Source organism: Serratia sp. LTN-2 (assembly GCF_059740205.1).
In genome coordinates this window covers 643666-666097 of sequence record NZ_JCAXDO010000002.1, presented here as the reverse complement: position 1 = coordinate 666097, position 22432 = coordinate 643666, and the positions used below count along the sequence as shown (strand labels likewise).

Annotated in this window: 29 protein-coding genes; 11 read left to right on the top strand and 18 right to left on the bottom strand. The window is 59.4% G+C overall.

The genetic code is table 11. The features are described 5' to 3' along the window. Positions 1 to 306: 306 nt before the first annotated feature. The 4 genes from AC6BYQ_RS07040 to modE all read right to left on the bottom strand — a co-directional run bounded on the left by AC6BYQ_RS07040 (position 307) and on the right by modE (position 4333). A complete protein-coding gene (locus AC6BYQ_RS07040; protein WP_498056583.1) occupies positions 307 to 1128 on the bottom strand; it encodes a CPBP family intramembrane glutamic endopeptidase in 822 nt (273 codons plus the stop codon). 167 nt (positions 1129 to 1295) lie between these two features. Then, positions 1296 to 1868, bottom strand: a complete 573-nt coding sequence (locus AC6BYQ_RS07035) for a cysteine hydrolase family protein (RefSeq protein ID WP_019454014.1) — start codon at positions 1866 to 1868, stop codon at positions 1296 to 1298. Between the two features lie 95 nt (positions 1869 to 1963). Next, the gene (gene modF / locus AC6BYQ_RS07030) at positions 1964 to 3451 is read right to left on the bottom strand and encodes a molybdate ABC transporter ATP-binding protein ModF (RefSeq protein WP_063919583.1); all 1488 of its coding nucleotides are present in this window, start codon (positions 3449 to 3451) and stop codon (positions 1964 to 1966) included. 90 nt (positions 3452 to 3541) lie between these two features. After that, positions 3542 to 4333, bottom strand: a complete 792-nt coding sequence (modE, locus tag AC6BYQ_RS07025) for a molybdenum-dependent transcriptional regulator (RefSeq protein ID WP_197667265.1) — start codon at positions 4331 to 4333, stop codon at positions 3542 to 3544. A 188-nt stretch (positions 4334 to 4521) separates the two neighbouring features. Between modE and AC6BYQ_RS07020 the strand changes: the two genes are divergently transcribed. The 9 genes from AC6BYQ_RS07020 (at position 4522) to modC (ending at position 13221) form a co-directional block, all read left to right on the top strand. Next, positions 4522 to 6684: a TonB-dependent receptor gene (locus AC6BYQ_RS07020; protein ID WP_498056582.1), complete on the top strand. Its 2163-nt coding sequence runs from the start codon at positions 4522 to 4524 to the stop codon at positions 6682 to 6684. A gap of 4 nt (positions 6685 to 6688) precedes the next feature. Continuing rightward, positions 6689 to 7684 carry an ABC transporter substrate-binding protein gene (locus tag AC6BYQ_RS07015; protein WP_498056581.1) on the top strand — a complete coding sequence of 332 codons (996 nt, stop codon included), beginning with the start codon at positions 6689 to 6691 and terminating at the stop codon, positions 7682 to 7684. 1 nt (position 7685) lies between these two features. Further along, on the top strand, positions 7686 to 8441 hold the full coding sequence (locus tag AC6BYQ_RS07010) for a class I SAM-dependent methyltransferase (RefSeq protein WP_154746696.1): 756 nt from the start codon (positions 7686 to 7688) through the stop codon (positions 8439 to 8441). 1 nt (position 8442) lies between these two features. Then, the gene (locus tag AC6BYQ_RS07005) at positions 8443 to 9456 is read left to right on the top strand and encodes a FecCD family ABC transporter permease (protein ID WP_211129925.1); all 1014 of its coding nucleotides are present in this window, start codon (positions 8443 to 8445) and stop codon (positions 9454 to 9456) included. Continuing rightward, positions 9453 to 10241 (top strand): ABC transporter ATP-binding protein, encoded by a 789-nt coding sequence (locus tag AC6BYQ_RS07000; protein ID WP_498056580.1) that lies wholly within the window; start codon positions 9453 to 9455, stop codon positions 10239 to 10241. Before AC6BYQ_RS07005 ends, AC6BYQ_RS07000 begins: the two co-directional genes overlap by 4 nt. 144 nt (positions 10242 to 10385) lie before the next feature. Continuing rightward, positions 10386 to 10535: an AcrZ family multidrug efflux pump-associated protein gene (locus AC6BYQ_RS06995; RefSeq protein ID WP_004939813.1), complete on the top strand. Its 150-nt coding sequence runs from the start codon at positions 10386 to 10388 to the stop codon at positions 10533 to 10535. A gap of 158 nt (positions 10536 to 10693) precedes the next feature. Then, entirely contained in the window at positions 10694 to 11467 is a 774-nt protein-coding gene (gene modA / locus AC6BYQ_RS06990; RefSeq protein ID WP_498056579.1) for a molybdate ABC transporter substrate-binding protein, read from the top strand. Further along, a complete protein-coding gene (gene modB, locus AC6BYQ_RS06985; protein WP_019454005.1) occupies positions 11464 to 12153 on the top strand; it encodes a molybdate ABC transporter permease subunit in 690 nt (229 codons plus the stop codon). The genes modA and modB overlap by 4 nt, the downstream gene beginning before the upstream one ends. Then, positions 12154 to 13221 carry a molybdenum ABC transporter ATP-binding protein ModC gene (gene modC, locus AC6BYQ_RS06980; RefSeq protein WP_498056578.1) on the top strand — a complete coding sequence of 356 codons (1068 nt, stop codon included), beginning with the start codon at positions 12154 to 12156 and terminating at the stop codon, positions 13219 to 13221. It begins immediately after the preceding gene. A 31-nt stretch (positions 13222 to 13252) separates the two neighbouring features. Here modC and AC6BYQ_RS06975 read toward each other — a convergent pair whose 3' ends face one another. From AC6BYQ_RS06975 to AC6BYQ_RS06910, 14 genes are all read right to left on the bottom strand, one after another. Then, positions 13253 to 14071 (bottom strand): pyridoxal phosphatase, encoded by an 819-nt coding sequence (locus tag AC6BYQ_RS06975; protein ID WP_025160025.1) that lies wholly within the window; start codon positions 14069 to 14071, stop codon positions 13253 to 13255. A gap of 128 nt (positions 14072 to 14199) precedes the next feature. Further along, a complete protein-coding gene (locus AC6BYQ_RS06970) occupies positions 14200 to 14451 on the bottom strand; it encodes a pyocin activator PrtN family protein (RefSeq protein WP_072265566.1) in 252 nt (83 codons plus the stop codon). Positions 14452 to 14508: 57 nt separating this feature from the next. Further along, the gene (locus tag AC6BYQ_RS06965) at positions 14509 to 14847 is read right to left on the bottom strand and encodes a hypothetical protein (RefSeq protein ID WP_498056577.1); all 339 of its coding nucleotides are present in this window, start codon (positions 14845 to 14847) and stop codon (positions 14509 to 14511) included. After that, positions 14840 to 15319, bottom strand: a complete 480-nt coding sequence (locus AC6BYQ_RS06960) for a hypothetical protein (RefSeq protein WP_498056576.1) — start codon at positions 15317 to 15319, stop codon at positions 14840 to 14842. The genes AC6BYQ_RS06965 and AC6BYQ_RS06960 overlap by 8 nt, the downstream gene beginning before the upstream one ends. A 157-nt stretch (positions 15320 to 15476) precedes the next feature. After that, positions 15477 to 16121 carry an ead/Ea22-like family protein gene (locus AC6BYQ_RS06955; RefSeq protein ID WP_498056575.1) on the bottom strand — a complete coding sequence of 215 codons (645 nt, stop codon included), beginning with the start codon at positions 16119 to 16121 and terminating at the stop codon, positions 15477 to 15479. Further along, entirely contained in the window at positions 16114 to 16569 is a 456-nt protein-coding gene (locus tag AC6BYQ_RS06950; protein ID WP_498056574.1) for a hypothetical protein, read from the bottom strand. The genes AC6BYQ_RS06955 and AC6BYQ_RS06950 overlap by 8 nt, the downstream gene beginning before the upstream one ends. Then, a complete protein-coding gene (locus AC6BYQ_RS06945; protein WP_498056573.1) occupies positions 16559 to 16906 on the bottom strand; it encodes a hypothetical protein in 348 nt (115 codons plus the stop codon). Before AC6BYQ_RS06945 ends, AC6BYQ_RS06950 begins: the two co-directional genes overlap by 11 nt. Further along, complete coding sequence (locus AC6BYQ_RS06940; protein ID WP_498056572.1) at positions 16906 to 17388, bottom strand: hypothetical protein; 483 nt, start codon at positions 17386 to 17388, stop codon at positions 16906 to 16908. Before AC6BYQ_RS06940 ends, AC6BYQ_RS06945 begins: the two co-directional genes overlap by 1 nt. Then, positions 17385 to 17537, bottom strand: coding sequence for a hypothetical protein (locus AC6BYQ_RS06935; RefSeq protein WP_498056571.1), 153 nt, complete (start codon positions 17535 to 17537; stop codon positions 17385 to 17387). The genes AC6BYQ_RS06940 and AC6BYQ_RS06935 overlap by 4 nt, the downstream gene beginning before the upstream one ends. After that, positions 17530 to 18255 carry a Dcm methylase gene (locus AC6BYQ_RS06930; protein WP_498056570.1) on the bottom strand — a complete coding sequence of 242 codons (726 nt, stop codon included), beginning with the start codon at positions 18253 to 18255 and terminating at the stop codon, positions 17530 to 17532. Before AC6BYQ_RS06930 ends, AC6BYQ_RS06935 begins: the two co-directional genes overlap by 8 nt. After that, complete coding sequence (locus tag AC6BYQ_RS06925) at positions 18252 to 18755, bottom strand: hypothetical protein (protein ID WP_498056569.1); 504 nt, start codon at positions 18753 to 18755, stop codon at positions 18252 to 18254. Before AC6BYQ_RS06925 ends, AC6BYQ_RS06930 begins: the two co-directional genes overlap by 4 nt. Further along, positions 18752 to 19537: a ParB/RepB/Spo0J family partition protein gene (locus AC6BYQ_RS06920; protein ID WP_498056568.1), complete on the bottom strand. Its 786-nt coding sequence runs from the start codon at positions 19535 to 19537 to the stop codon at positions 18752 to 18754. Before AC6BYQ_RS06920 ends, AC6BYQ_RS06925 begins: the two co-directional genes overlap by 4 nt. Positions 19538 to 19567: 30 nt before the next feature. Next, positions 19568 to 20098, bottom strand: a complete 531-nt coding sequence (locus AC6BYQ_RS06915; protein WP_498056567.1) for an HD family hydrolase — start codon at positions 20096 to 20098, stop codon at positions 19568 to 19570. A gap of 794 nt (positions 20099 to 20892) precedes the next feature. Then, positions 20893 to 21555: a LexA family protein gene (locus tag AC6BYQ_RS06910; RefSeq protein ID WP_019453535.1), complete on the bottom strand. Its 663-nt coding sequence runs from the start codon at positions 21553 to 21555 to the stop codon at positions 20893 to 20895. Positions 21556 to 21647: 92 nt separating this feature from the next. On the opposite strand from AC6BYQ_RS06910, the gene AC6BYQ_RS06905 reads away from it, so the two are divergent. Together AC6BYQ_RS06905 and AC6BYQ_RS06900 are read left to right on the top strand one after the other, a co-directional pair. After that, positions 21648 to 21845, top strand: coding sequence for a Cro/CI family transcriptional regulator (locus tag AC6BYQ_RS06905; RefSeq protein ID WP_019453536.1), 198 nt, complete (start codon positions 21648 to 21650; stop codon positions 21843 to 21845). Positions 21846 to 21872: 27 nt separating this feature from the next. Continuing rightward, positions 21873 to 22406: a YmfL family putative regulatory protein gene (locus AC6BYQ_RS06900; RefSeq protein ID WP_498056566.1), complete on the top strand. Its 534-nt coding sequence runs from the start codon at positions 21873 to 21875 to the stop codon at positions 22404 to 22406. Positions 22407 to 22432: the final 26 nt, after the last annotated feature.

Genomic DNA, 22432 nt, shown 5'->3' with positions numbered 1-22432 from the left:
GATAGGGTTGAATTCCGTCATACGGTTCCTTTCTTGGCGTCGACGAGGGTGTAATCGCTTCCAACTGCCGTCTTGATACGCCCGTTGCTGAACAGGGAGAGGACAATGCGCAAAAAGATAGCATGGCTACGGCGACAAAAAGGTGATCTAACGCGAAAAATGGAATCGTTTACACTTCGACGGAAAGCACCCGACTTGCGGACAGAGGCTGATTGTTGAGTGGCTCGAGACGTTGTGGTGCGATGTTGATGATAGCGTTTTCACCCGCTTGGCCGGCAGAGAGGAGATCTCTGCCGGCGTCGGGCGTTAAGGGTGCTGATACAGCGGGTAGGTGAAGAACAGCAGGTGAGTCAGGTTAAGCCCGAAGTGGAACAGAATCGGCACCCACAGGCGGCCGCTCCACATCCACGCCAGGCCGTAGATCAACCCGGCCAGGGTGGCGAAGATCACCATCAGCATGCCGCCGGCCAGATGCGCGGCGCCGAACACCAGGGCGGCGACGATCAGCGCCGGCCAGGCGCCCAGCCATTGGCTGAGACGTTGCTGCAGGTAGCCGCGAAACAGCGCTTCTTCGGCCATGCAGACGAAGAACAGGTTCGCCATCACGAACGGCAGGATCCAGGCGGGCGCATGCAGTTCGATTTTTAAACCGCCCAGCGCTACGGCCAACAGCAACAGCGCCGGTACGCTGACGATCAATGCAATCCAGGAACCCGAGGCGGCGTTTTTTTCCGGTTTATCGGTTCTGAACAGCGTTGGCAAGCAGGCGAACAGCAGGAAAGGCACCATTGCCTTATCGAAGTTGTAATACATGGTGAACGGCGCGCTGAGCGGGCCGGCTTTTTCGCCGTCGATCATCAGCTGGTTGTGGATGCCCGGTACCAGATGCAAGAACAGCGCCACGCAGCCGGCGACCACCAACCCTTCCAGCGCGATTGCCAGATTGCGTTGCGCGCGAAAATGGTGACGCAACCCCGCCAGCGCCACGATCGCCAGCAGATAACTCAGGCTGAGCGGCGTCAGCACCCCATGATAAAGCCCCATGCCCGCCGAGGCGGCCAGGATCACCCAGGCTATCAGCCGGTTATACGGCAAGAAAAATAACGAAGCAGCCAGAACGCCCCACATAATATGTCCCTTTAAAATATGTACACGGCGCTCAGCGCCTTTGCGGCGTGCGATGATGGCGAAATTGAGCGCTAAAGCGGATAGTAGCACACCAGAATGACGCTAAAGGTCGGGGCAGTGATGGATTTGTGCATGTTGCCGGCCCACACGACCGGCGACAACGCGGGTTAGCCTTTCATCCAGGCCTGCGAACGGGTGATTTCGGCCAGGTTTTGCAAGGTATCGAGGCTTTGCTGGTGGATCTCCTGCGTGGGGGCCGCGCACAGGTCTTGCAGCACGGTCACCTGGAAACCGGCGTCGTGCGCCTGACGCGCAGTGCTCTCGATGGCGAGCGGCGTGCTGACGCCCGCCAGCAGCAGATGATGGCACCGATGCTGGCGCAGCCAGGCTAACAAATTGTTACCGGAGAAAGCGCTCACCGCCGTTTTTTCAAACTGCAGATCGCTCTCTTCCTGATGCAGTTCGGGCGACCAGCGGCAGCCCGGGCTGTTTAACCGCAGCGCGCCGATCTGTTTGAGATGGTTGAACAGCGGCGAGTGGGGCGGAATGTCGTGATAATCGTCGGCGAATCCCACCCGGACCCAAATCACCGGGATTTTTCGCACCCGGGCATAGGCCGCGGCGGCATTGACGTTGGCGAGCAGGTGGGTCGCCGCCACCTGTTCGCGGCAGTGGTTGGCGCGCCCTTTGGGCCCGATCAGATCCTCGATCAGGTCGATGATAATCAACGCAGCGGACATGGCGTCTCCAGAAAATGGCCTTCTTTCTTTCTATGATAAAAGGCCAAATGTGATGTGCTGCGGTGAAGTGTTGCCGGATATGTTTCCGCCACGTTCTAGATGGAGGCTGCCGCCAGCCGCTGATGTTGGTAGCCGTAGCCGCCCTCGCCATCGGGCACGAAGCTGAGGCGATGAGTGATGCACTGCGGCGCGTCTTCGGCATGGTGCGAGACGAACAGCAACTGGGTGGCGCCCTGGCCGATCAGCACATCGATGAAGCGGCGCACCAGTTGGCGATTGAGCGGATCCAAGCCTTGCAGCGGCTCGTCGAGGATCAGCAGCGCCGGATGCTTCACCAGCGCGCGGGCGATCAGCGCCAACCGCTGTTGGCCCCAGGAAAGGCTGTGGAACGGGGCGTCACCGTGGGCGCCGTCGAGCCCGAGCAGCGCCAGCCATTGTTCGGTCAGTTGCCGCTGACGATCCGAAACCGCCTGATAAATGCCGATCGAATCGAAGAACCCTGACAGCACCACGTTGCGCACGCTGGTGTTGACGCGATAATCCAGATGCAGGCTGCTGCTGACATAGCCGATATGGCGTTTGATTTCCCAGATGGTTTCCCCGCTGCCGCGCCGGCGGCCGAACAGCGTCAGATCGTTGCTGTAACCCTGCGGATGATCGCCGGTGATCAAACTGAGCAGGGTGGATTTGCCGGCACCGTTCGGGCCGACGATCTGCCAGTGTTCGCCGGGATTAACCTGCCAATTGAGGTGGTTGAGGATCGGCCGATCGTCATAACTGACCACGCCGTCGCGCAGGACGATCAGCGGACGATCCGTCGGCAGGGCGATCTTCTGTGTCGGATCCTCGGTCTCCGGCAGGGCCAGCCCGCTGAGATTTTCGCTGTGCGCCAGCTGTGCCACCAGCGCATCCGCCATCACCTGCCGGCGTGGCCCGCGGCTGGTCAGGGTGCAGTCAGCCAGCACGCCTACCTGCTGGACAAAGTCCGGTATCTCGTCAAAACGGTTGAGCACCAGCACCAGGGTTTGGCCCTGGGCGGAAAGCTCGCTCAGCAGCGCGGCGAGCTGCGCGCGTGAGTGCACGTCCAGTCCGTCGAAGGGTTCGTCGAGGATCAGCAGGTCGGGCTCGGGCATCAGCGCCCGGCACAGCAGGGTCTTGCGCGTTTCGCCGGTAGACAGGTATTTGAAGCGGCGCGTCAGCAGGCCGGTGATGCCGAACTGCGCGGCCAGCCGCTCACAGCGAGCGGCGTCTTTCACCTCTTCCTGAATGATCTCCGCCGCTGTGCGGCCGGTGTCGTCTTCGTCCGCGCTGAGCAGGTCGGTGTTGTTGCGTTGCCATTCGTCGCTGACCATTTTCTGCAGCTGCTCGAAGGAAAGGCGCACCGCATGTTGAAAATCGCTGCGGCGCTCGCCGCTCAGCAGAACCAGTTCGTCAGCCAGCGCGCGCGCCAGGGCGGATTTGCCGCTGCCGTTGGCGCCGACGAAGGCCCAGCTGTCGCCGGCCTGGATCGCCAGCGCGTCCAGCGTCAGGATGCGGGTATCGCTTAAGCGGAATGAACCTTGCGAAATGTGCAACGACGACATCACCTGTTCCTTTTTTTGCAATTATTTGCCTTAGAAATAGGCGCATTGCAGGGGGATGTCAATCAACAAAAACGCAACGTTACGTTGCGCTTAACACAACGTGGCGACAATCACGCGATCGGCGTTGAACAGGGCGTGTACGGCGTCGCCGACGCTCAGCCGCAGACGCTGCAGCTCCGTCGTCGTCAGCGTGGCGCACAGGGTTTCGCCGCCCGCCAGCGTCACCAGCACCTCGCTGTGTTCGGCGCCCGGCTGAATGGCGGCTACCACGCCCGCGAGGGCGTTATCCGCGTCGGCGTTATCGGCCGCATCGACGCTTAATCGCACCCAGGGCGCCTTGATCAGCGCCAGCACCTCTTTGCCGGGCGCCAGCTGCAGCCGGTCGGCGCTTTGCTGGGTTATGGCCGCCGTCAGACGGGTGCTGCCGTCGTTCAACAAAATCGCCAGATGCTGCTGCACCTGCTGATGATCGCGTTCGATCACGGTGCCGAAAAACTGATTGCGCGCGCTGGTTTGCAGCGAAAAGCGCGAGATGGCCGCCAGCAGGCTGTCGAGCGGCAGATCGTCCTGCTGCAACACGTCGAAGGCTTTTTGCTGCACCTGGCCCAGCAGGTCATACAGTTGGATCAGCCGCTGGCCATAGTGCGTCAGCTGCGCGCCGCCACCGCCTTTCCCGCCGGTGGCGCGGTCCACCACCGTTTGTTCCGCCAGCTGATTCATTTCATTGATGGCGTCCCAGGCGCTTTTGTAGCTGATGCCCGCCAGCTTGGCGCCCTGGCTGATGGAGCCGGTGTGCTGCACCTGTTTCAGCAGCGCGATGCGGCGCGGATCGGCGAACAGCTTTTGCTGGAGTTTGAGAGTCAGAAGAATTTCGGCCTGCATAGCGCATCCTGTCGGCGGCAAAAATCTTATTGTCGCCGATTTGGTGGCAAAGCGCCAAACGCAGTGCGTTGGAGAGCGAGGTAATAAAGACTGGTATTGCTTTATTGTTATAATATAACATAACAGAAAAACGATAAGGCTTTACGCCGGCTGCGGCCGGTTTTTATTTCACCACAGGGATGCTCCACATGAGTACGACACGCCGGCGTCTTAGCGCGCCCAGAAAATCTTTATGCCTTGCCGCCGCATGGGTCGGCAGCGCCTTGGCGGCGCCGTCGGCTTTCGCCGCCGACTGCGATAAAGCCCGCAATGCCACGGGATGCGAAGAACATCTCACCGTGGAGGCGGCGTCCCCCGCCGGGCGCTACGATGCGTTGAACGCCGTGAGCCGCAGCGCGTCGCAGCTTGGGCTGACCGCTCAGGAGACGCCGCGCAGCGTCGACATCATCAGCGCGCGGGCGATCCAACAGCGGGGCGACCGCTCGCTGGCCGCCGCCGTCGAGCACGCCACCGGCCTGTCCGGCGTGGCCTCGCCGACGTTATCCAATAACTTTTCCGCCCGTGGTTTCCGGCCGATCGCCTGGCTGTATAACGGCGTAGAAATGCCCGGCAGCACGCTGCAGCTGGGCGATCCGGCGCATTACGACAGCATCGAGGTGCTGCGCGGGCCGGGATCGGCGCTGAACGGCCTGAGCGCAGCGGGCGGCAGCGTCAACCTGATCTCGCGGCGGCCGACCTTCAGCCGCCAGCCGTTCGAGCTCGATTATGGCCTCGGCAGCTACCGCAGCCAGCGCTTGCATCTGGGAGCCGGCGGTGCGCTGGTGGACGATGCGGTGGCGTACCGGCTGGACGTCAGCGGCAACGACAGCGGCAGCAACGTGCAGGACGAGCGCGATCGGCAGAAGCGGGTTTCCGGCTCGTTGCTGTTTAAGCTGACGGACGATGCGCTGTTGACGCTGAGCCTGGACCGCATGCTCAATCGTACCAACAACCCTTATTACGGCACGCCGCTGCTGGACGGGCGCATCGCCGGCGAGCTGCGCGACATCAATTACAACAACCTGACCGACAGCCGCATCCAGAGCAACGCCACCGCATTTCAGGCCGGTCTTGACTGGTTTATGACGCCCGAAGTGGAATGGCATAACCAATTCTATTACTACAGCGGCTTTCGCGAATGGCGCAACGTCGAGCGTTTTCGCGTCGCGGCGGCGGCCCGGCTCGGCGACGTCAACCGCGACTCCTTCGGCGCCCTGGCGCATGACGACGATCTGATCGGCAACCGCAGTTCGCTGGTGTTCGATCGCGCCATCGCCGGTTTCGATAACCGGTTGCTGGTCGGCTTCGACCTGAGCAAGCGGCATTTCCAGTACTACTCCAACGGCTTCCCCGGCTCGGAAGATGTGCCGCTCGGCGCGCCGCCCAGAGAGTCGTTCGCTCAGGGTACCGACCGCCAACGCGCACCGGTGCGCCATGTCACCCAGAACCAGTACGCCGCCTTTCTCGAGGATCGCTTCAGCCTGACCGAGCGTTTAGCGTTGCTGGGCCAGCTGCGCTACAACCATATGAACATGGACTGGCGCTTCCAGGGGCCGCAGGAAGAGAGCCGCGCGCATACCTACGTGTTCAGCACCTGGAGCCTGGGCCCCAGCTATGCATTGACCGATAACCTCAGGCTCTACGCCAACTACACCACCGGCCAGGAGCCGGGCAACGATCTGTTCTTCCTAAGCCCAACGCAGACCGACCTGCCGTTGACGCGGGCGCGCCAGTGGGAGGCCGGCGCCAAAGGGCAGTTCTGGGGTAACAAGGGCGAGGCGACGCTGGCGCTGTACGAACTGCGCAAGGACAACCTGTTTGTGCCTGACGCGCAGCGGCCGGATGCGTTGAACGCGGTAGGCAGGCAGACGTCGCGCGGCCTAGAGCTTGGCGTGGTGCTGCGCCCCGACGATCGCTGGGAGTTGGCCGGCAACGCCGCCTACACGCACGCCCGCTACGACGACTATCGCGGCGGCAGCCCGCTGCGCAGCTACAACGGCAATCGCCCGGCCTATATCCCGGACTGGACCGCCAATCTCAGCGTGCATTATCAGGCGACGGCGCGCCTGGGGTTGGCTTCTTCGCTGCGCTACGTCGGCAGCAGTTACAACGACGACGCCAATCAGCGCAAGATGCGCGCGTACACCACGCTCGATCTGGCGGCGGACTATCAGCTTACGCCGATCGTCGATGTCGGTTTTCGCATTCGCAATGCCACCAACCAGCTGTACGCCTATCAGCGCACCTACCCGGATCAGGCGCTGATCGCGCCGCCGCGCAGCTATGAAACCTTCGTGTCGGTCAGGTTCTGACGGCGTGAAACATTCGTTTTACTCGCTGCTGTATGCCCTGGGCTTGATGTGGGGCGTTTCGCTGCCCGCCGATGCCGTCAGCCTGCACAATTGCGGAGCAATGCGCGATTACCCGCAGGTGCCGCAGCGGGTGCTGGTTTATGCCAACCCGGCGCTGGAAAACCTGCTGGCGCTGGGGCTGGCTGGCCGGGCGATCGGCGTGGTCGGGTATGACCGCGCGCGCGATCCCGCGCCGACGGTGTCGGCCGATGCGTTGCGGGCGCCCATCAGCCCGGCGCCGCCCACGGCGGAAGCGTTGCTGCTGATGCGGCCGGATTTTGTCTATTCGGCCAGCTATTACTGGCTGCACAGCCCGGAAACGCCCGATCGGACGCGGCTGGCGGAATGGGGCATCGGCACCTACCTCTCTCCCGGCGCCTGCAGCGGCCAGCAAAGCGCGATTGCCGCCGTGTTGACGTTCGAAGACATTTTCACCGAGCTGAGGGAGCTGGCGCGCATTTTCAACGCCAGCCGCGCCGGTGAAGCGCTGATCGCGCGGCTGCGCGGGCAGCTGAGAGCGCTTGAGGCGCAGCGCGCACAGCTGCCGCATTTGCGGCTGTTGTGGTGGTATGCCGGCGCGCAGACGCCCTATGTGGCCGGCTGCTGCGGTGCGCCAGGCTTGCTGAGCCGCAGCGTCGGCAGCGAGAACCTGTTCGGCGATCTGCCCGAGCTGTGGCCGACGGTGTCCTGGGAGGTCATCGCCGCGCGCGATCCGGATGCGATCGTGCTTGGCGATCTGCCGCGCGGCGGTCTCGGCGACAGCGCGGCCGACAAGATCGCCTTTCTGGAACATCACCCGCTGACCGCCAGGCTGCGCGCCGTGCGTCAGCGGCGCTACGTGATCCTTCCCGGTTACGACATGGACCCTTCCGCCCGCACCGTGGCGGCGCTGGGCCGTTTGATTCGGGGCCTGGCGGCGTTGCCGCCGCAGGTGCCGACTTTTTCCAACAAGGAACCTTGATATGACTGCCGTTTCATTCTCTTCGCTGCTGGACTCCTGGGATCGCCAGCAGGCGGCCTACATCGCTGAACGCGAAGCGCGTTTTAACGCCCAGCTGGACGTGCTGGCGCTGGCCGCCGGCCAGGATTTTCACGTGGTGGATCTGGCCTGCGGCCCGGGGTCGCTAAGCCTGCGCATTTTGCAGCGCTTTCCGCAGGCCAGGGTCACCGCCATCGATCTCGATCCGCTGCTGTTGGCGGTGGCGCGCGGCGCGTTGGCGGCGTACGGCGATCGGATCCGCATTCTGCAGGCCGATCTGGCGGATCCTGCCTGTTTTTCCGCGTTGTCCGGCCCCGCGCCGCAGGCGGCGGTGTCCAGCACGGCGCTGCACTGGCTGATGCCGGAACAGCAGCTGGCGCTGTTCCGCAACGTCGCCGGGCTGCTGGCCGACGGCGGCGTGTTCCTCAATGCCGATCATCAGCGCTATGACCATCGCCATCCGCGGCTGAAAGCGTTGGCGGAGCGGCATGATGAGCAGACCCAACAGCGCGCCTGGGACAACGGCGTCGAGGATTGGGATCGTTGGTTCGCCGGTGCGCTGCAATCGCCGGCCTTGGCCGCTTATCAGGCCGAGCGCGAAGCGCTGTTCGCCGGTCGTCCGGTGCCGCCGCCGACGCCGGTGGGCTTCCAGCTTGCGGCCCTCAGACAGGCCGGTTTCAGCGAGGTGGGGACGGTATGGCAGCTGTTGGACGACTATGTGATTGCAGGCTGGAAATAGCATGAGCCTGCGGTTACTGCCCGGTCGTGAGGCGGCGTGGCTGTTGCTGCTGGCGGCGGCGTTGCCGCTGGCCCTGCTGGGGGCCACCTTGTCGGGGCCTGCGCCGATCGCGTGGCGCGACGTATTCGGCATCAGCGGCGGCGCGGCGACCGATGCCGAAGTGTATCAGCGCATCATCTGGTCGCTGCGCATACCGCGCGCGCTGCTGGCGGCGCTGGCCGGCGCCGGGCTGGCGTTGGCGGGCACCGTGCTGCAGTCGCTGACCCGCAACCCGCTGGCCGATCCCTGGGTGCTGGGGATCTCCTCCGGCGCCGGTGTGGGGGCGGTAACGGTGTTGGTATTGGGGCTGGGGGGCGGCCTGCTGTCGGTGTCCGGCGGCGCGTTTATCGGCGCGCTGGGAGCGTTTGCGTTGGTGATGCTGCTGGCCGGGCGTTCGCTGCAGGGGGAGTCCACGCTGTTTATTCTGGCCGGGGTGGCGGTGACGCAGCTGCTCTCCGCGCTGACTTCGCTGATCACCCTCTGGCAGGCGGACGCCAACGCCACGCGCGGCGTGATGTTCTGGCTGCTGGGATCGTTCAGCGACGCGCGCTGGCCGCAGGTCGGGCTGTGCGGGCTGGCGCTGGCGGCGGTGCTGCTGCTTTGTTGGCTGCGGGCCGGTGAGCTGGACGCGCTGGCTTTCGGCGGCGTGACCGCCGCTTCGCTGGGTGTGGCGGTAGCTCCGTTGAAGCTGCTGCTGTATGTGGCGACCACCGCGCTGACGGCGGCGATCGTCGCGTTCAGCGGCGCGGTGGGATTTATCGGGCTGACGGTGCCGCACGTCGCCCGGCGGCTGGTCGGTTCGCGGCATCGGCTGTTGTTGCCAGCCAGTGCGCTGTGCGGCGCGCTGTTCGCCGTGGCGGCGGACACGCTGGCCAGAACGCTGTTTGCCCCGCGCGAGCTGCCGGTCGGGGTGCTGACGGCGCTGCTGGGGGTGCCGGTATTCCTGCTGTTGCTGTATCGGAAGGTCAATGCATGACGATTGAAAAAGCGCGCTCTGGCCTGTGCGCCGAGGCGGTGAGCTGGCGAACGGGCGCCCGCACGGTGCTGGAAAATCTCAGTTTCTGCGCCTTGCCCGGTGAGGTCACCGGCGTGCTCGGCGTCAACGGCAGCGGTAAATCCACGCTGCTCAAGCTGCTGGCCGGGCTGCAGCCCGCCGCCGGGGGCCGCGTTTGGCTGGAAGGGCGCGAAATTACCGCGTTTTCCGGGCGCGAGCGCGCCAGGCGCATCGCTTTTCTCGAGCAATCCGCCCCCGGCGCCTTCGCGCTGCCGGTGAAGGAGGCGGTGCTGCTGGGGCGCCTGGCCCATACCGGCCGCTGGCGCGGTTTCGGCGCCGAGGATCGCCGCCTCGCCGGGAGGGCGATGGAGCAAGTGGGCATCAGTCACCTGGCCGATCGCGATTGGCAGCGGCTGTCCGGCGGCGAACGGCAGCGGGTGCATCTGGCGCGCGCGCTGGCGCAGCAAACGCCGTGGCTGCTGCTGGACGAGCCCGCCAATCATCTGGATATCGCCCATCAGCAGCAGTTTATGGCCTTGCTGCGGCGGCTGAAACTCAGCGTGGTGGTGACGCTGCACGATCTTAATCTGGCGGCCTGTTATTGCGATCGGGTCGCGCTGCTGCAGCGGGGCGGGATCTGTGCGGCGGGCGCGCCGCGGCAGGCGCTGACGCCGGAGAACATTCGCGCGGTATACGGTGTGGAGGCCAGGCTGGCGGCGCCCGCCGGCTATGCGCCGCCGTTGATCTATTACCCCGCGCCAGGATGAGGGAGGCTGAAAGGGCACGTTTGGCCGATCACAATTTCACCCCGCTGGCTAAAATAACTCCGGTTTTGTCGATTTTTTGGGTTAGAATAACCCTTATGCGGTGAAAGGCATTTGCCGCTCAATGGGCAGTTAAGCGAGGCTATCATGTTGGAATTATTGAAAAGTCTGTTGTTTGCCGTGGTGATGGTGCCGGTGGTGATGGCACTGATTCTCGGCCTGATCTACGGTTTTGGCGAAGTGTTCAACGTCTTCTCCAAAGTGGGGCGTTCGAAAGAAAACCGCACCCAGCACTAACCGTTCCCCATCCCGATACCCGCCGGCATCCCCCGGCGGGCATTCCTCAAGTTATCTCACGCTTTGCCGATAAACCGCATGACAAGCTTTCGCGCAACGTTATATTATTTTTTATATAACGAAGAGTGATAATGCACGTTAACTTGCGGAGAAAAACAATGAAACAGCAATGGACTAAATGGGTTGGCGGGATCGTTCTGGCATCGGGTCTGATGGCTCAAGCTGCGGCGGCGGAAAAGATCACCGTGTTCGCCGCCGCGTCGCTGACCAATGCGCTGCAAGACATCGCCACCCAGTATCAAAAAGGCAAGGACGTGCAGGTGGTTTCCTCCTTCGCTTCGTCCTCGACGCTGGCGCGCCAAATTGAGCAGGGCGCCCCGGCCGATTTGTTCATCTCCGCCGACCAACAGTGGATGGATTACGCCATCGACAAGCAGCAGATGGTGAAAGACACGCGTTACACGCTGCTGGGCAACGAACTGGTGCTGATCGCCGCCAAGAGCGATAAGCAAGATAAGATCGCCATCGACAAGCAGACCGACTGGGCCAAGCTGCTCAACGGCGGCCGCCTGGCGGTGGGCGATCCGGATCATGTGCCGGCCGGCATCTACGCTAAGGAAGCGCTGGAACACCTGGGCGCCTGGAGCGCATTGGAGCCGAAACTGGCGCGCGCCAACAACGTGCGCAGCGCCATGGCGCTGGTGGAGCGCGGTGAAGCGCCGCTCGGCATCGTCTACGGCTCCGACGCGGTCGCCAGCGACAAGGTGAAAGTGGTGGGCGTCTTCCCGGAAGACAGCCACAAACCGGTTGAATATCCGATGGCGATTGTGAAAGATCGTCAAAATCCGACGGTCAGCGCTTTCTATACCTATCTGAAGAGCCCGGAAGCGGCCGCTATTTTCGAACATTATGGATTCACCCCGCGTAAATGATTTTGAGTGAGTACGAGTGGCAGGCGGTTGAGCTGAGCCTGAAAGTATCCGGTTTGGCGGTGGTCTGCAGCCTGCCGTTCGGCATTCTGATGGCCTGGGTGCTGGTGCGTTGCCGCTTCCCCGGCAAGGCGCTGCTGGACGGCGTCATTCACCTGCCGCTGGTGCTGCCGCCGGTGGTGGTCGGCTATTTGCTGTTGATCGCCATGGGGCGGCGCGGCGTTATCGGCGAGTGGCTGTACGACTGGTTCGGTTTCAGCTTCAGTTTCAGCTGGCGCGGCGCCGCGCTGGCGTCGGCGGTGGTGGCGTTTCCGCTGATGGTGCGCGCCATCCGGCTGGCGCTGGAGGCGGTGGATACCCGGCTGGAGCAGGCGGCGCGCACGCTGGGCGCCAACCCGTGGCGGGTGTTTTTCACCATCACGCTGCCGCTGTCGCTGCCCGGCGTCATTGTCGGCGTGGTGCTGGCCTTCGCCCGCTCGCTGGGGGAGTTCGGCGCCACCATCACTTTCGTCTCCAACATTCCCGGGGAAACCCGCACCATTCCGCTGGCGATGTATACGCTGATCGAAACGCCGGGGGCGGAGGCCGCCGCCGCGCGCCTGTGTGCGATCGCCATCGTGCTGTCGCTGGCTTCGCTGATGGTGTCCGAATGGCTGGCCCGCTGGGGCCGCAAACGGATGGGGGTGTAAATGCTGGAGCTGGATTTCTCGCAGCAGCTGGGCGATCTCAATCTCAACGTCCGCGCCGATTTACCGGCGCAGGGCATCACCGCGATTTTCGGCCTGTCCGGCGCGGGCAAAACCTCCCTGATCAACGCCATCGGCGGCCTGACTCGCCTGCAGCAGGGGCGCATCGTGCTCAACGGCCGCACGTTGGCGGATACCGCCACCGGCCAGTGCCTGCCGCCGGAAAAGCGCCGTATCGGCTACGTGTTTCAGGATGCGCGGCTGTTTCCGCATTATCGGGTGCGCGGCAATCTGCAGTACGGCATGGCGGCTGGCATGCGCGCGCAGTTCAACACCATTGTCGAGCTGCTGGGCATCGGGCCGTTGTTGAACCGGCTGCCGCTGACGCTCTCCGGCGGTGAAAAGCAGCGGGTGGCGATCGGCCGAGCGCTGCTGACCGCGCCGGAACTGCTGCTGATGGACGAACCGCTGGCCTCGCTCGATCTGCCGCGCAAGCGCGAGCTATTGCCGTATCTGGAGCGGTTGGCGCAGGACGTCAACATCCCCATCCTTTACGTCAGCCACAGCCTGGACGAGATCCTGCGCCTGGCCGAGCAGGTGATGGTGCTGGATCGCGGCGAAGTGCGCGCATTCGGCGGGCTGGAAGAAGTCTGGGCCAGCAGTGCGCTGCGGCCGTGGCTGCAGCGTGAAGATCAGAGCAGCGTGCTGCGCGTCAGCGTGATCGAGCATCATCAACGTTATGCCATGACGGCGTTGGCGCTTGGCGATCAGCGGCTGTGGGTCAGCGGCATCGACGCCGAATTGGGCACCCAACTGCGCATCCGCATCAACGCCGCCGACGTTTCGCTGGTGCTGCAACCGCCGGTCAACAGCAGCATTCGCAATGTGTTGCCGGCCAAGGTGAGCGAGTGTCTGGACGTGGACGGGCAGGTGGAAGTGAAACTGGCGCTCGGCGAACACGTGCTGTGGGCGCGAATTACGCCGTGGGCGCGCGATGAACTGGCGATCCGCCCTGGGCAGTGGTTGTATGCGCAGGTGAAGAGCGTATCCATCAGCCGCGAGAGCCGCTAAGGCAGGCCCTCCCGACGGGAGGGCGAAAAGATTACAGCACGCGGGTGCGGATCACCTCGGCGATGCCCGGCTGCAGGTTATCGGCGATCACCAGATCGGCGCGTTCCTTGATGGCGTCATCGGCGTTGCCCATTGCCACCCCTAACCCGACCGCTTCCAGCATGCTGATGTCGTTGTAGTTGTCGCCGAACGCCACCACCTGATCCATGCTCAGCCCCTGTGACTCTACCCATTGGCGCAGGCGCTTGCCTTTGCTGTTGCCGCCTTTGGCGATATCCACCTGATCGTGCCAGGACCATTCGCACGCCAACCCCAGCTCTTTCTCCACCGTGTCGGCAAACTCGCGCAGCGCGGGGATATCGGCATGTGAGGTGGCGAATTTCCAGATCGCCTGCGCGTCGTCGGCCGCCTGCGCCAGACTGCCGACCTGCAACAGCGTCGGGCGCTGCGCCGCCGGCAGAGTCTCGGCCCAGGCCAGCGATCGGGTCACGTGGCCGCTCGGTTCCTGATACAGCATGGCGTCGTCGACGTACATCAGCCCGTGAATGTCGGTCTGCTTGAGCATCTGCAGCACCTGCTTGGCCTGATCTTTCGCCAGCGGATCGGCGGCCAGCACCTTCTTCTGCTGAAAATCATACAGGTAGGTGCCGTTGCAGCAGATGGCAGGGGTGTCTATTTGCAGCGCCTGGTAAAACGGATGGATGGCGACGTGGTGGCGGCCGGTGACCACCACCACCTGGACGCCGGCGGCGCGCGCCTGCGCCAGCGCTTCCAGCGACTGCGGTAAGATGCGTTTTTGGTTGTCCAGCAGGGTGCCGTCAAGATCGAGGGCGATGACGCGGTAGCTCATAGGGTTCTCGTTATCGTTAGCCATAAAATTAATCCGATGGTACATCTTGATTATGATATATAAAAATCAATGAGTTATTTTTATCGGGGGTGCTATTGGGGTGCTGGTGGGGCAAGCCCCACACAGCATTACTTGCAGCGTTCTAACTCTTCTTTGGCGTCTTTTCTTCGTTGATCAATCAGTTCAGCCAAGTCAGCAACATGTACCATACGTGGTGATTTTTGGGTATTACCTACACGAAATGTTACTATGGGTAGTTTCCCCTCTGCAGCCTTCTGTTCAGCAGTTGATGGGCGTAGCCCAAGGTAACGCTCAGCAATTTCCGATAGTGGAATACTGGACCTTTCGTATTCGGCCATCAATAAAAACATCGTATTCATATTTTTTCTCCACACGTATCGCCCGCCGCATACGGGCATTAACTCAATCGTGACATGTCACACTGTTAATTTCGTTTCGTGCCATCCAAGGGTAAGCCAGCATGTTGCATCACCTACGCATGGACATTCTTTTACCGGCAGTTTGTCGCCGCATTTTTGACAAGATCGCTTTTGCTGGTGGCTCAGTTTCTGCTGATATTCTGCATGGCATCTCCGAATTAGCAGGCCAACAACTTCGTTGAATTCGTAAGGCTCGCGGCCAGGACGCAGGCCTGTTAATAGCTCTTGCGCCATCTGTTCTTCTTCTTGCTCCAACTGCAACTCACGAATAACAATCCCGCCTTTACGCTGGCGCGCTCGCTGGGCCGCTTTACGTTCTGCCGCTGTCTTAGCCATTCCCACCCTCCGGTGCTGCTGCCAGCATTGCGGCGCGACAGGCGTTCCACACTTCTGCAAACATGACCGATCCACCGTGCGATAAGCTGCCAGCAGTGAAAAAAAGAGTGATGTCTGCCAGCAGATTTTCAATATTCTCGGGCGTTGCTTCCGGCGGCACTGCAGGTGCTGGCGGGGCGGTGTAGAGCCACTCAATCTGGCATTGCTCCGCTTCAACCGAATCAGGCCAGCGCCAATCGTTGTACAGCCATGATACTGTGTCATTATGTCGATATCTGAACCCCACCGGCTGCGCCTCCCGGTTAGCCAGTTTGCGGCTTGCCTGCCACGCCTGCCACAACCCTCGAAACTCACCATCATCATCGCGGTATCCGTCGCCGTCTCTCCAATGTTCCCAGCCGAATCTTGGCGGATAGCCATTATGCATAGCGGTTTCCCACCATTGCTCAAACTGCTGGCGTTCTAGTGTCATTTAGTTTTCCCCATAGCGAAGTGAGTCAGCAAAGCCAGCAGGCCAATCGATCCGGCAGCGGCCATAGCGAATCGGAGCCACTCGACGTTGCAGATACCCAGTCCTAGGCCGCCGCCGAGCAGCGCCATTAGCACAGAGCAAATATGTTTTCTCATGGCTACTCATCCCCCTCGACTTTGAACCCTGCGCGACGGATTTCATTTTTGACGACATCAGCACGCATGACTGGTAAATCAATGCCGCTAATTTTTACAAATTCGATATCAGGCAACCGCACCGGCGTAGCCAGCCGCTTTTCTGCCGCATCAGCGCGCTCTTTATCCTTCTGCCACGCGTCGCGCACCAATAGAGTTGTCTCGCGTGACTCTTCCAGCCGCTTTTCCAGTTCACGAATGCGTTCGTAAGCGTGAGCATTTGCAGCACCCTCGTTATGTAGTTCTTTTTTAAGCTGCTCACTCTGCTCTTCCAGCTCGGCGATGCGCGATTCCGCTTCCTCGGCGCGTTGCTGTGCGTCCGACGCCGCCTTAATTAGATACTCACCAGTTTCGCGGAACAGCGTGTTTTCGGCCTTTACCTCTTCCAGCTCTGCCAGCAGTTCGAGAACGGCAGCAGGGTTAGCTGCGGCGATAAATGCTGCGTTTGCGCGATCCTGTTCGGCTGATAGCTCGTTGTCACCGAAAATATTAGTCAGCATGAAATCCGCTGTCCCATCACTAACAACCCAGACTTCAGTAAGTTCTGCGGCCCACTGCCCAGGAGTAGCGGCCATTGCGGCCGCTTTTAGTTCACTGAATTTATCCATTGCTCTGCTCCTTCATGGCTTTGCGTCGAGATTCGAAGAAGTCCATGCACTTGCTGTACTCAACGTCGATTTTCTCTGACTCGCGATTGAAATATGCCTGCGCGTCTTTTTCGCTATCCGGCGCAAACTCTCCAGGCCCAGCCAATTTATTGACGATCCACGCCATCGCAGCGTTTGGCCCTTCGCCATGTTCAATTTCAATAACCGCCGCTTGCATAGTCAGTAGCATTTGGCCGAACAGCAGATCGATTTCTTTGATGCGCCAGCGCATGTATTCGTTGTCGGCGAGCAGGGCGGAGACGTACTCTTGCGAGTAGAGAGGCGCGGCAGTACTACCATGCTCCAGATACCAGTCAGCATATTCCGCATCTGCTGTTAGGTGTTTGCATGACGGAGTACCAAGAACCCACGCCACCGGCTTGCTCAGTTCGCTCAGCTTATTGTCCATCTACCAGCTCCTTGATGGTGAATGTCATCGCCTGAAGTTTTTTTGCTTGCTTGTCGATCGATGCCAGCTTGGCTTCCAGCTCTGAAACCATATCCGTGGCGCGGATCAGGGACTCTTCAACGCTACGCATGTGCTTAATCGTCGGCACCTGCTCCAGCTCGGCGATGCGCCTATTCTTCGCTTCCAGCTCTGCCAGCAAATCGCGGATGACCTTTGCGACAGCGTACTCGTCAGGGAAAGTTTTCCGCCATTCTTCGCCAACAATCTTGGAACTAACTGGATTCATCGAGAAACGTTCCAGCATAAAATAGGTCAGTTCGCTCAGCTTATTGTCCATCAGTACTCACCCCAGCTGTAATTTGATGCGATCGGCCCGGGCTGTTTTGCGGCCAGGAATTCACCGTCAGGAACACTGACAACCTCCCCGCGCCGATTGATCTGTAACCCATCGTCGAGGCTTACATTTCGGACGTGTCCGGCTTCCTGAAGTCCTTTTAGGCAAAGTTCGACAGTCTCTGCAGTCAGCCAAATACGGTTGAGCTGGAACGCCTTGCGGTAGATGAATGCCTGCATTGCCTGCTCTTTAGTCAGGTGATAGCCAGAGCGTGCAGCGTTTTTCAGGCAGCGCTTTACCTGCTTGTTGCCTGGCCTGGAGTGGTACTGGCGCATCGTCTCAAGCGACATGTAAGGCATGTCGTGAGCGTGCCAAAACGTCTTTTCAGTTTCGCGCAGAATCACCCGCTCCCACAGCATGACTATCGGGCGTCCTTCGCTGTCGTTGCCGTCCACATAGCGGTAGCAATATTTTTTGTCGCTCATAATGCTTTCTCCTGGGCCTCGGCCCGCAAGGTAAGGTGTGCTATCCAACGCCTGGCAAATTCTTTCCTGTTGCGCTCAAGCCGCGATTGTTTCTTTGGCTCGGCGGCAAATAACGCTCTGGCCGCTCTGTTGCTCTTACGCTTAGCCATGCTGTAACTCCTTCGAATTAGCCTCAAACACCGCCATTGCAAATCCCCGCGGGGTTGCGCTGCGAATGTTCTTTGTTCGCGTTGACTTACCACCGCACAGACGCCAGCCTGGGTTGTCTTTCTGTGCCGGCGCTATATGACGAGCTTTTGGTTGGCGAAAGCCGTTGCCACACCAAATGTTCGTCGTCTTGTTGTAGCGGTCGCGTCCTGGGTAAACCTCTGGGTAGAGCGGGTGCTCATCACCATCAGGCAGATAGCCGGAGAAGTCGCATGGCTGAAACGCAAAGTCCGGCTTGCGATAGATGCTTGACAGAACTCCGACGGGGTTTTCGAAAGCCCACGGCGCGCCGGTGATAACGCCGACGATGCGCACCAGGTCGGCAAGCTCTGCTGCTTCAATCTGGAACATCGGATTAGCCTGGCGCTTTGCTTCGAAGTGGCGGGCGCCGGCAACAGTCAGGTCGGTACACTCCGGGAACCCGAACACCATCGCCACTCCATCACCCACCATCCGTGCAATCTCGCGCGCCTGGCTAAGCTTGTCGCCCGCGCTGAACCACATACCGACGCGGACATGGTTGCCATCTCTGGTAATGCCGGCATCGTGTTGCCCATCGAAGCACCAACACTCATAGCCAGCATCAAGCCACGGTTTTGCCATCAGCCCGGTGAAGTCGTAGAGGAAGATTGCCTTCCGCATCACTGGGCGCTCTTTCATTTGGCCTCCCGCAGCTCGTTGACGAATCGGCAAGCTAAGAAAACGACATGCTTGTACGCCTTTCCCTTAGCAGTGTTGGCCTTTTCGCATTGATATAGTTCGCCGAGGAAGTCAGCAAACTTCTCCACTCCCTGCGCCTGGATAGCTGCAAGTGCTGAGTCAGTGGTTGGGGCATCAACAGCGCACATGCTTTGAATATGTGGCGATAATCCATAGCTACCGGAAATCAACGATAGTGCTGCGGACAGAGCCTGATTCTCCACAGCCAGCGCATTAACTCGCTGCAATGCTTCCTGCTCACCCCAGATTGCATTTCCAAGATTGTGAGCCAGCATCTCAACCCGTTGTGCCAGCGCATCGCGCTCAGCCTTCAGTGCGATCACTTCCTGCTGGTGGGCATCAAATCGAACATATTCACCGTGTTCAGCTTCACGCGCGAAAGCCTCAAAGCGCACTGCGTGCATTTTGTAGTCAGGGGTAAACCGCTGGATGGTTGTCATTCGTCGTCTCCAAGCACCCAGCGGAGCGCCTGAGCGTAATCGCCGCTCGCACCCTCAAGGGCTTTCGTGATTTCTTTTCGGGACTTCATGCGGGGTTTGGCATCGCCAATCACCTGGCGCTGCCGGCGTGCCTTTTCATGGCCTTTGGTGCCGGCAGTTGCCGCTTCAACCTCTTTCACTTTTTCGCGCTGTTCGTCGGGTGTGAGGTTCGCCAGCTGTCGCGCCTGGGTAACGGTAATGTCGCCAGATTCAACCGCATCTTTAACGGCCTGAGTGGCATCGAGTAGAGCGAGTGTGGCGCGGATCGTCTGCACGCCGACGCCAAACATCAGTGACAAATCTTCTTCATCGTGGCCGCGTTCCAACGCATCGGCCATCTTCTTGGCTCGGCCCAGCGGGGTATCGGCACGCCGAATTTCGTTGGCGCTAATCATTGCTTGGGCCATGCGAACAGCAGAGCCGCGTTTTGTTACGGCAGGAACGAGCAGCAGAGCCTTTCCTGCAGCTGCCAATCGCTTGTTAGCTTCTACGGTATGCCGAACACGCTGGCGGCCATCTACCACGCAAGACAGGCCGGTTTCAGGGTCTTTCCAAACGATGATTGGCTCCAGTACCCCCTGATCCATGATGTTCAATACCATTGCCTCATCAAGCGGCAAGTGAATGCGCTCATCGTAGAGAGGGTGTGCTGTATCCGTTACGAGGTGCAGCCTTTCTGGCTCAAAATTGAGCACGTTGGTTTTGCCGCTGGCGCCGTAGGCCTCAGTTGAGTTTTTAGCCATGCTGTTTATCTCCATGTTTAACGTTAACCATCACAGCACTCCCCATTCGGTCAGCTCATTAAACCGAGCAATGAACATTGCCCGCGCCTGTAGCGGCATCACCGGATTAATTACGATGTCCGCTGGGAAAACACCTTCCAACATTGGCCATATCTGACCATCATCGATATCAAGATCCCGGCGTTCGGTAGCCAGCATCACCAGGTCTGCATGCTTCACGGCAATATCTATCTGTAGTGGCAGGCCGAAGCGTTGGCGAATCACAGCGTCGAATTGTTCCTCGATCCGCTGATAATCTGGAAGCATGCGTTTGAGTGGCGCCGGGATGTCTTTGCAATAGGCTTCTGTGGCATCGTGCATCAGCGCTTCCAGGGCAAACTCAGGCGCCACAATTTGACTGCACAGCACTGAGTGCTGGGCCACGCTATAGAAGTTCGGCAGGTGGCCGGCAAAGCGGCATTCATGGGACAGTGCCTGGGCGATATCCTCAATACAGATGCTTTCTACTGCAGGCGCCGCATAGTCCAAGTGACGGCCTGTAAAAGTGGTAATCCAGCTCATACGTTAATTACCCCACACTGATTTTCGGCAAAGCGAATCCCTGCCAGAAACTGGCAATTTTCCGCAGATAGAAAATCGGTTTTTAAGAAGGGAGGCCAGACGCCCGCATAGCGCTGGCTCCCGGTTAATTACTCACACATCTGGTGGCGCACCGAGCCGGGTATTTATACTGTGTAGATATAAATTAGGGACCGACAGAGTACGCCACCAGATATGTGAAAAAATAGCGGCCAGCCTATGAACATTATCTTCACCCCTTGTTGGTTGAAGTTCGGCGTGGCCGCCAAAGACTACACACAGCAATCGCATTTTTGCCGGATATCTGCGCTCGCTTTCGCTGCAGTGCCGCCGGCCCGGCGCATTTGGTGTGGCGGCTGGTAAACAACGCCCCTGAAGTTTCCAGCCTTGAACCACATTGGGCTGACCACTCATGGTTAGGATCCGTCACCACTTCCAGAATTAAGGAGTCGCGGAGTGATCAGCCCGATGTGCGCCTGTCAGCCGGCGCGGTGAATAAAAATCCAAAGTAAAAACCAGAAAACAGCACAACCAACAACGCAATAAACCAAAGACCGCCATCCTCGTTTACTCATCGAACGACCCTCTGCTATGAGCCTGGTTCAGCGAATCATCCCGATCTTCGTGTGCCTCGGGCGGCTACTTCGTGGGCGTCCTGCCTGTTCGCTGCTGACGTAATTAATGTAACTATAGTTACCTTTTCAGTCAAGCAAGAAATGTACTTAAAGGTACATTTATGGATAAAAAAAAGCCCCTGGCTGGGGCTTGATTGGTGCTTAGAGGTCTTGTGTGACTTGGACTACTCTTCCTATAATCCTGCAATTACCATCAATTTCAATAGGTTTGAAATTTGGGTTTAGTGGCATGAGATATTTGTTAGGGCCATCGATAACCAATTTTTTTATAGTGGCTTCAGAGCTTCCATCTATCATCGCAACAACGATCCGTCCAGATAATTCTTCGACTGAACCATAATGAGGTTCAACGATTACTGTGGATCCCTCTGGAATTGTTGGGCTGCCATGAGGATTAGTCATAGACTCACCGCGAACATCAAGCCCAAATGCATCATCAGAAACATTCACTGTAGTACTACACCATCTAAGTACATCTGAAATACGCGCAGAGCTATATGAATCAGTCCATGATCCAGCCTGCACGGAAGAAATTACCGGGACATTGATAGGGTTCGCGATAATCGGTTTAAGCCTTGTATCATCTTTGTTCTCTGGCTCGCCCTGGGCATAGAGAAGCCACTCAGGTTTTACAGAAAGAACCTGGGCCAATACATGTAGATTTTCACCGTCTGGTTGTGTGGTTCCAGTTTCCCATTTGGTAACTGAAACGCGGCTCACACCAACGGCCTTAGCTAACTGCAGCTGTGTCATATTCAGCTGCAATCGCCTCATGCGAATACGGTCATTCATTGCTGTTTTCATGTAACCAATGTTACGCGATATGAAGGTGAAAGGTGTTTGCTTTATGATGTACCTTTTGTTACCTTTATCGTGTAAACCAACAAGGAGTTTCTATGAACAAAGAAACAGTAATTTCCCATTTCGGGGGTGTTGTTAATACAGCCGTCGCCTTGGGAATAAAGCACCCAGCAGTTTGCCGTTGGGGGACAATTATTCCAGAAAAGCAGGCCATGAAAATTGAACACATCACAGGGGGTGAGTTGAAGTACGACCCTGATCTTTACAAAAAGTCTACCGCGCCAGCGGCTTAACCAAAACCACAGAAGCGGAGAAACCTTGTGGACAACAAAGACTTTCCTACCCAGGACGACATCAGCGAAGCGATACACAAGCTGATCACGTTGTTCCCAGGTAAGTACAGCGCGATGGCTCAGCAGCTGGACCCGGTGTCCGGTACCGAAAACGCATTGCGTAACCGCGTTCGCCAGGTGTCTGGTCAGGTAGTACCGCTGGGTATGGCAGCTGAAATGGAGTCTATTTCTGGCCGCAGCGATATCACAGAGGCCATGTGCAAACGGGCTGGTGGAGTTTTCGTGAAGCTTCCAGAAGTCGAGCAGATGGGCAATGAAGAGCTGCTTTACAAATTCAATGATCTGCTGGCGTCTCTCGGCCAGTTCGCGCGCTTCCACAACGAGTCAACTTCTGACGGCGTTCTGGACCGCGAAGAAAGCAAACGCATGAAGGCCAAGGGCTATCGGGTGCAGTGTCTGGTGGCTGAAATCATGGTCGTTACAGAGATGTTGTTTGGAGAGGGTGACGCCACAGATATGCGGTCTGTGGCGTCTGGCGCATTAACTAAACGTGTGGAGTAATTAACGCATGAACAGATTAGCAGATA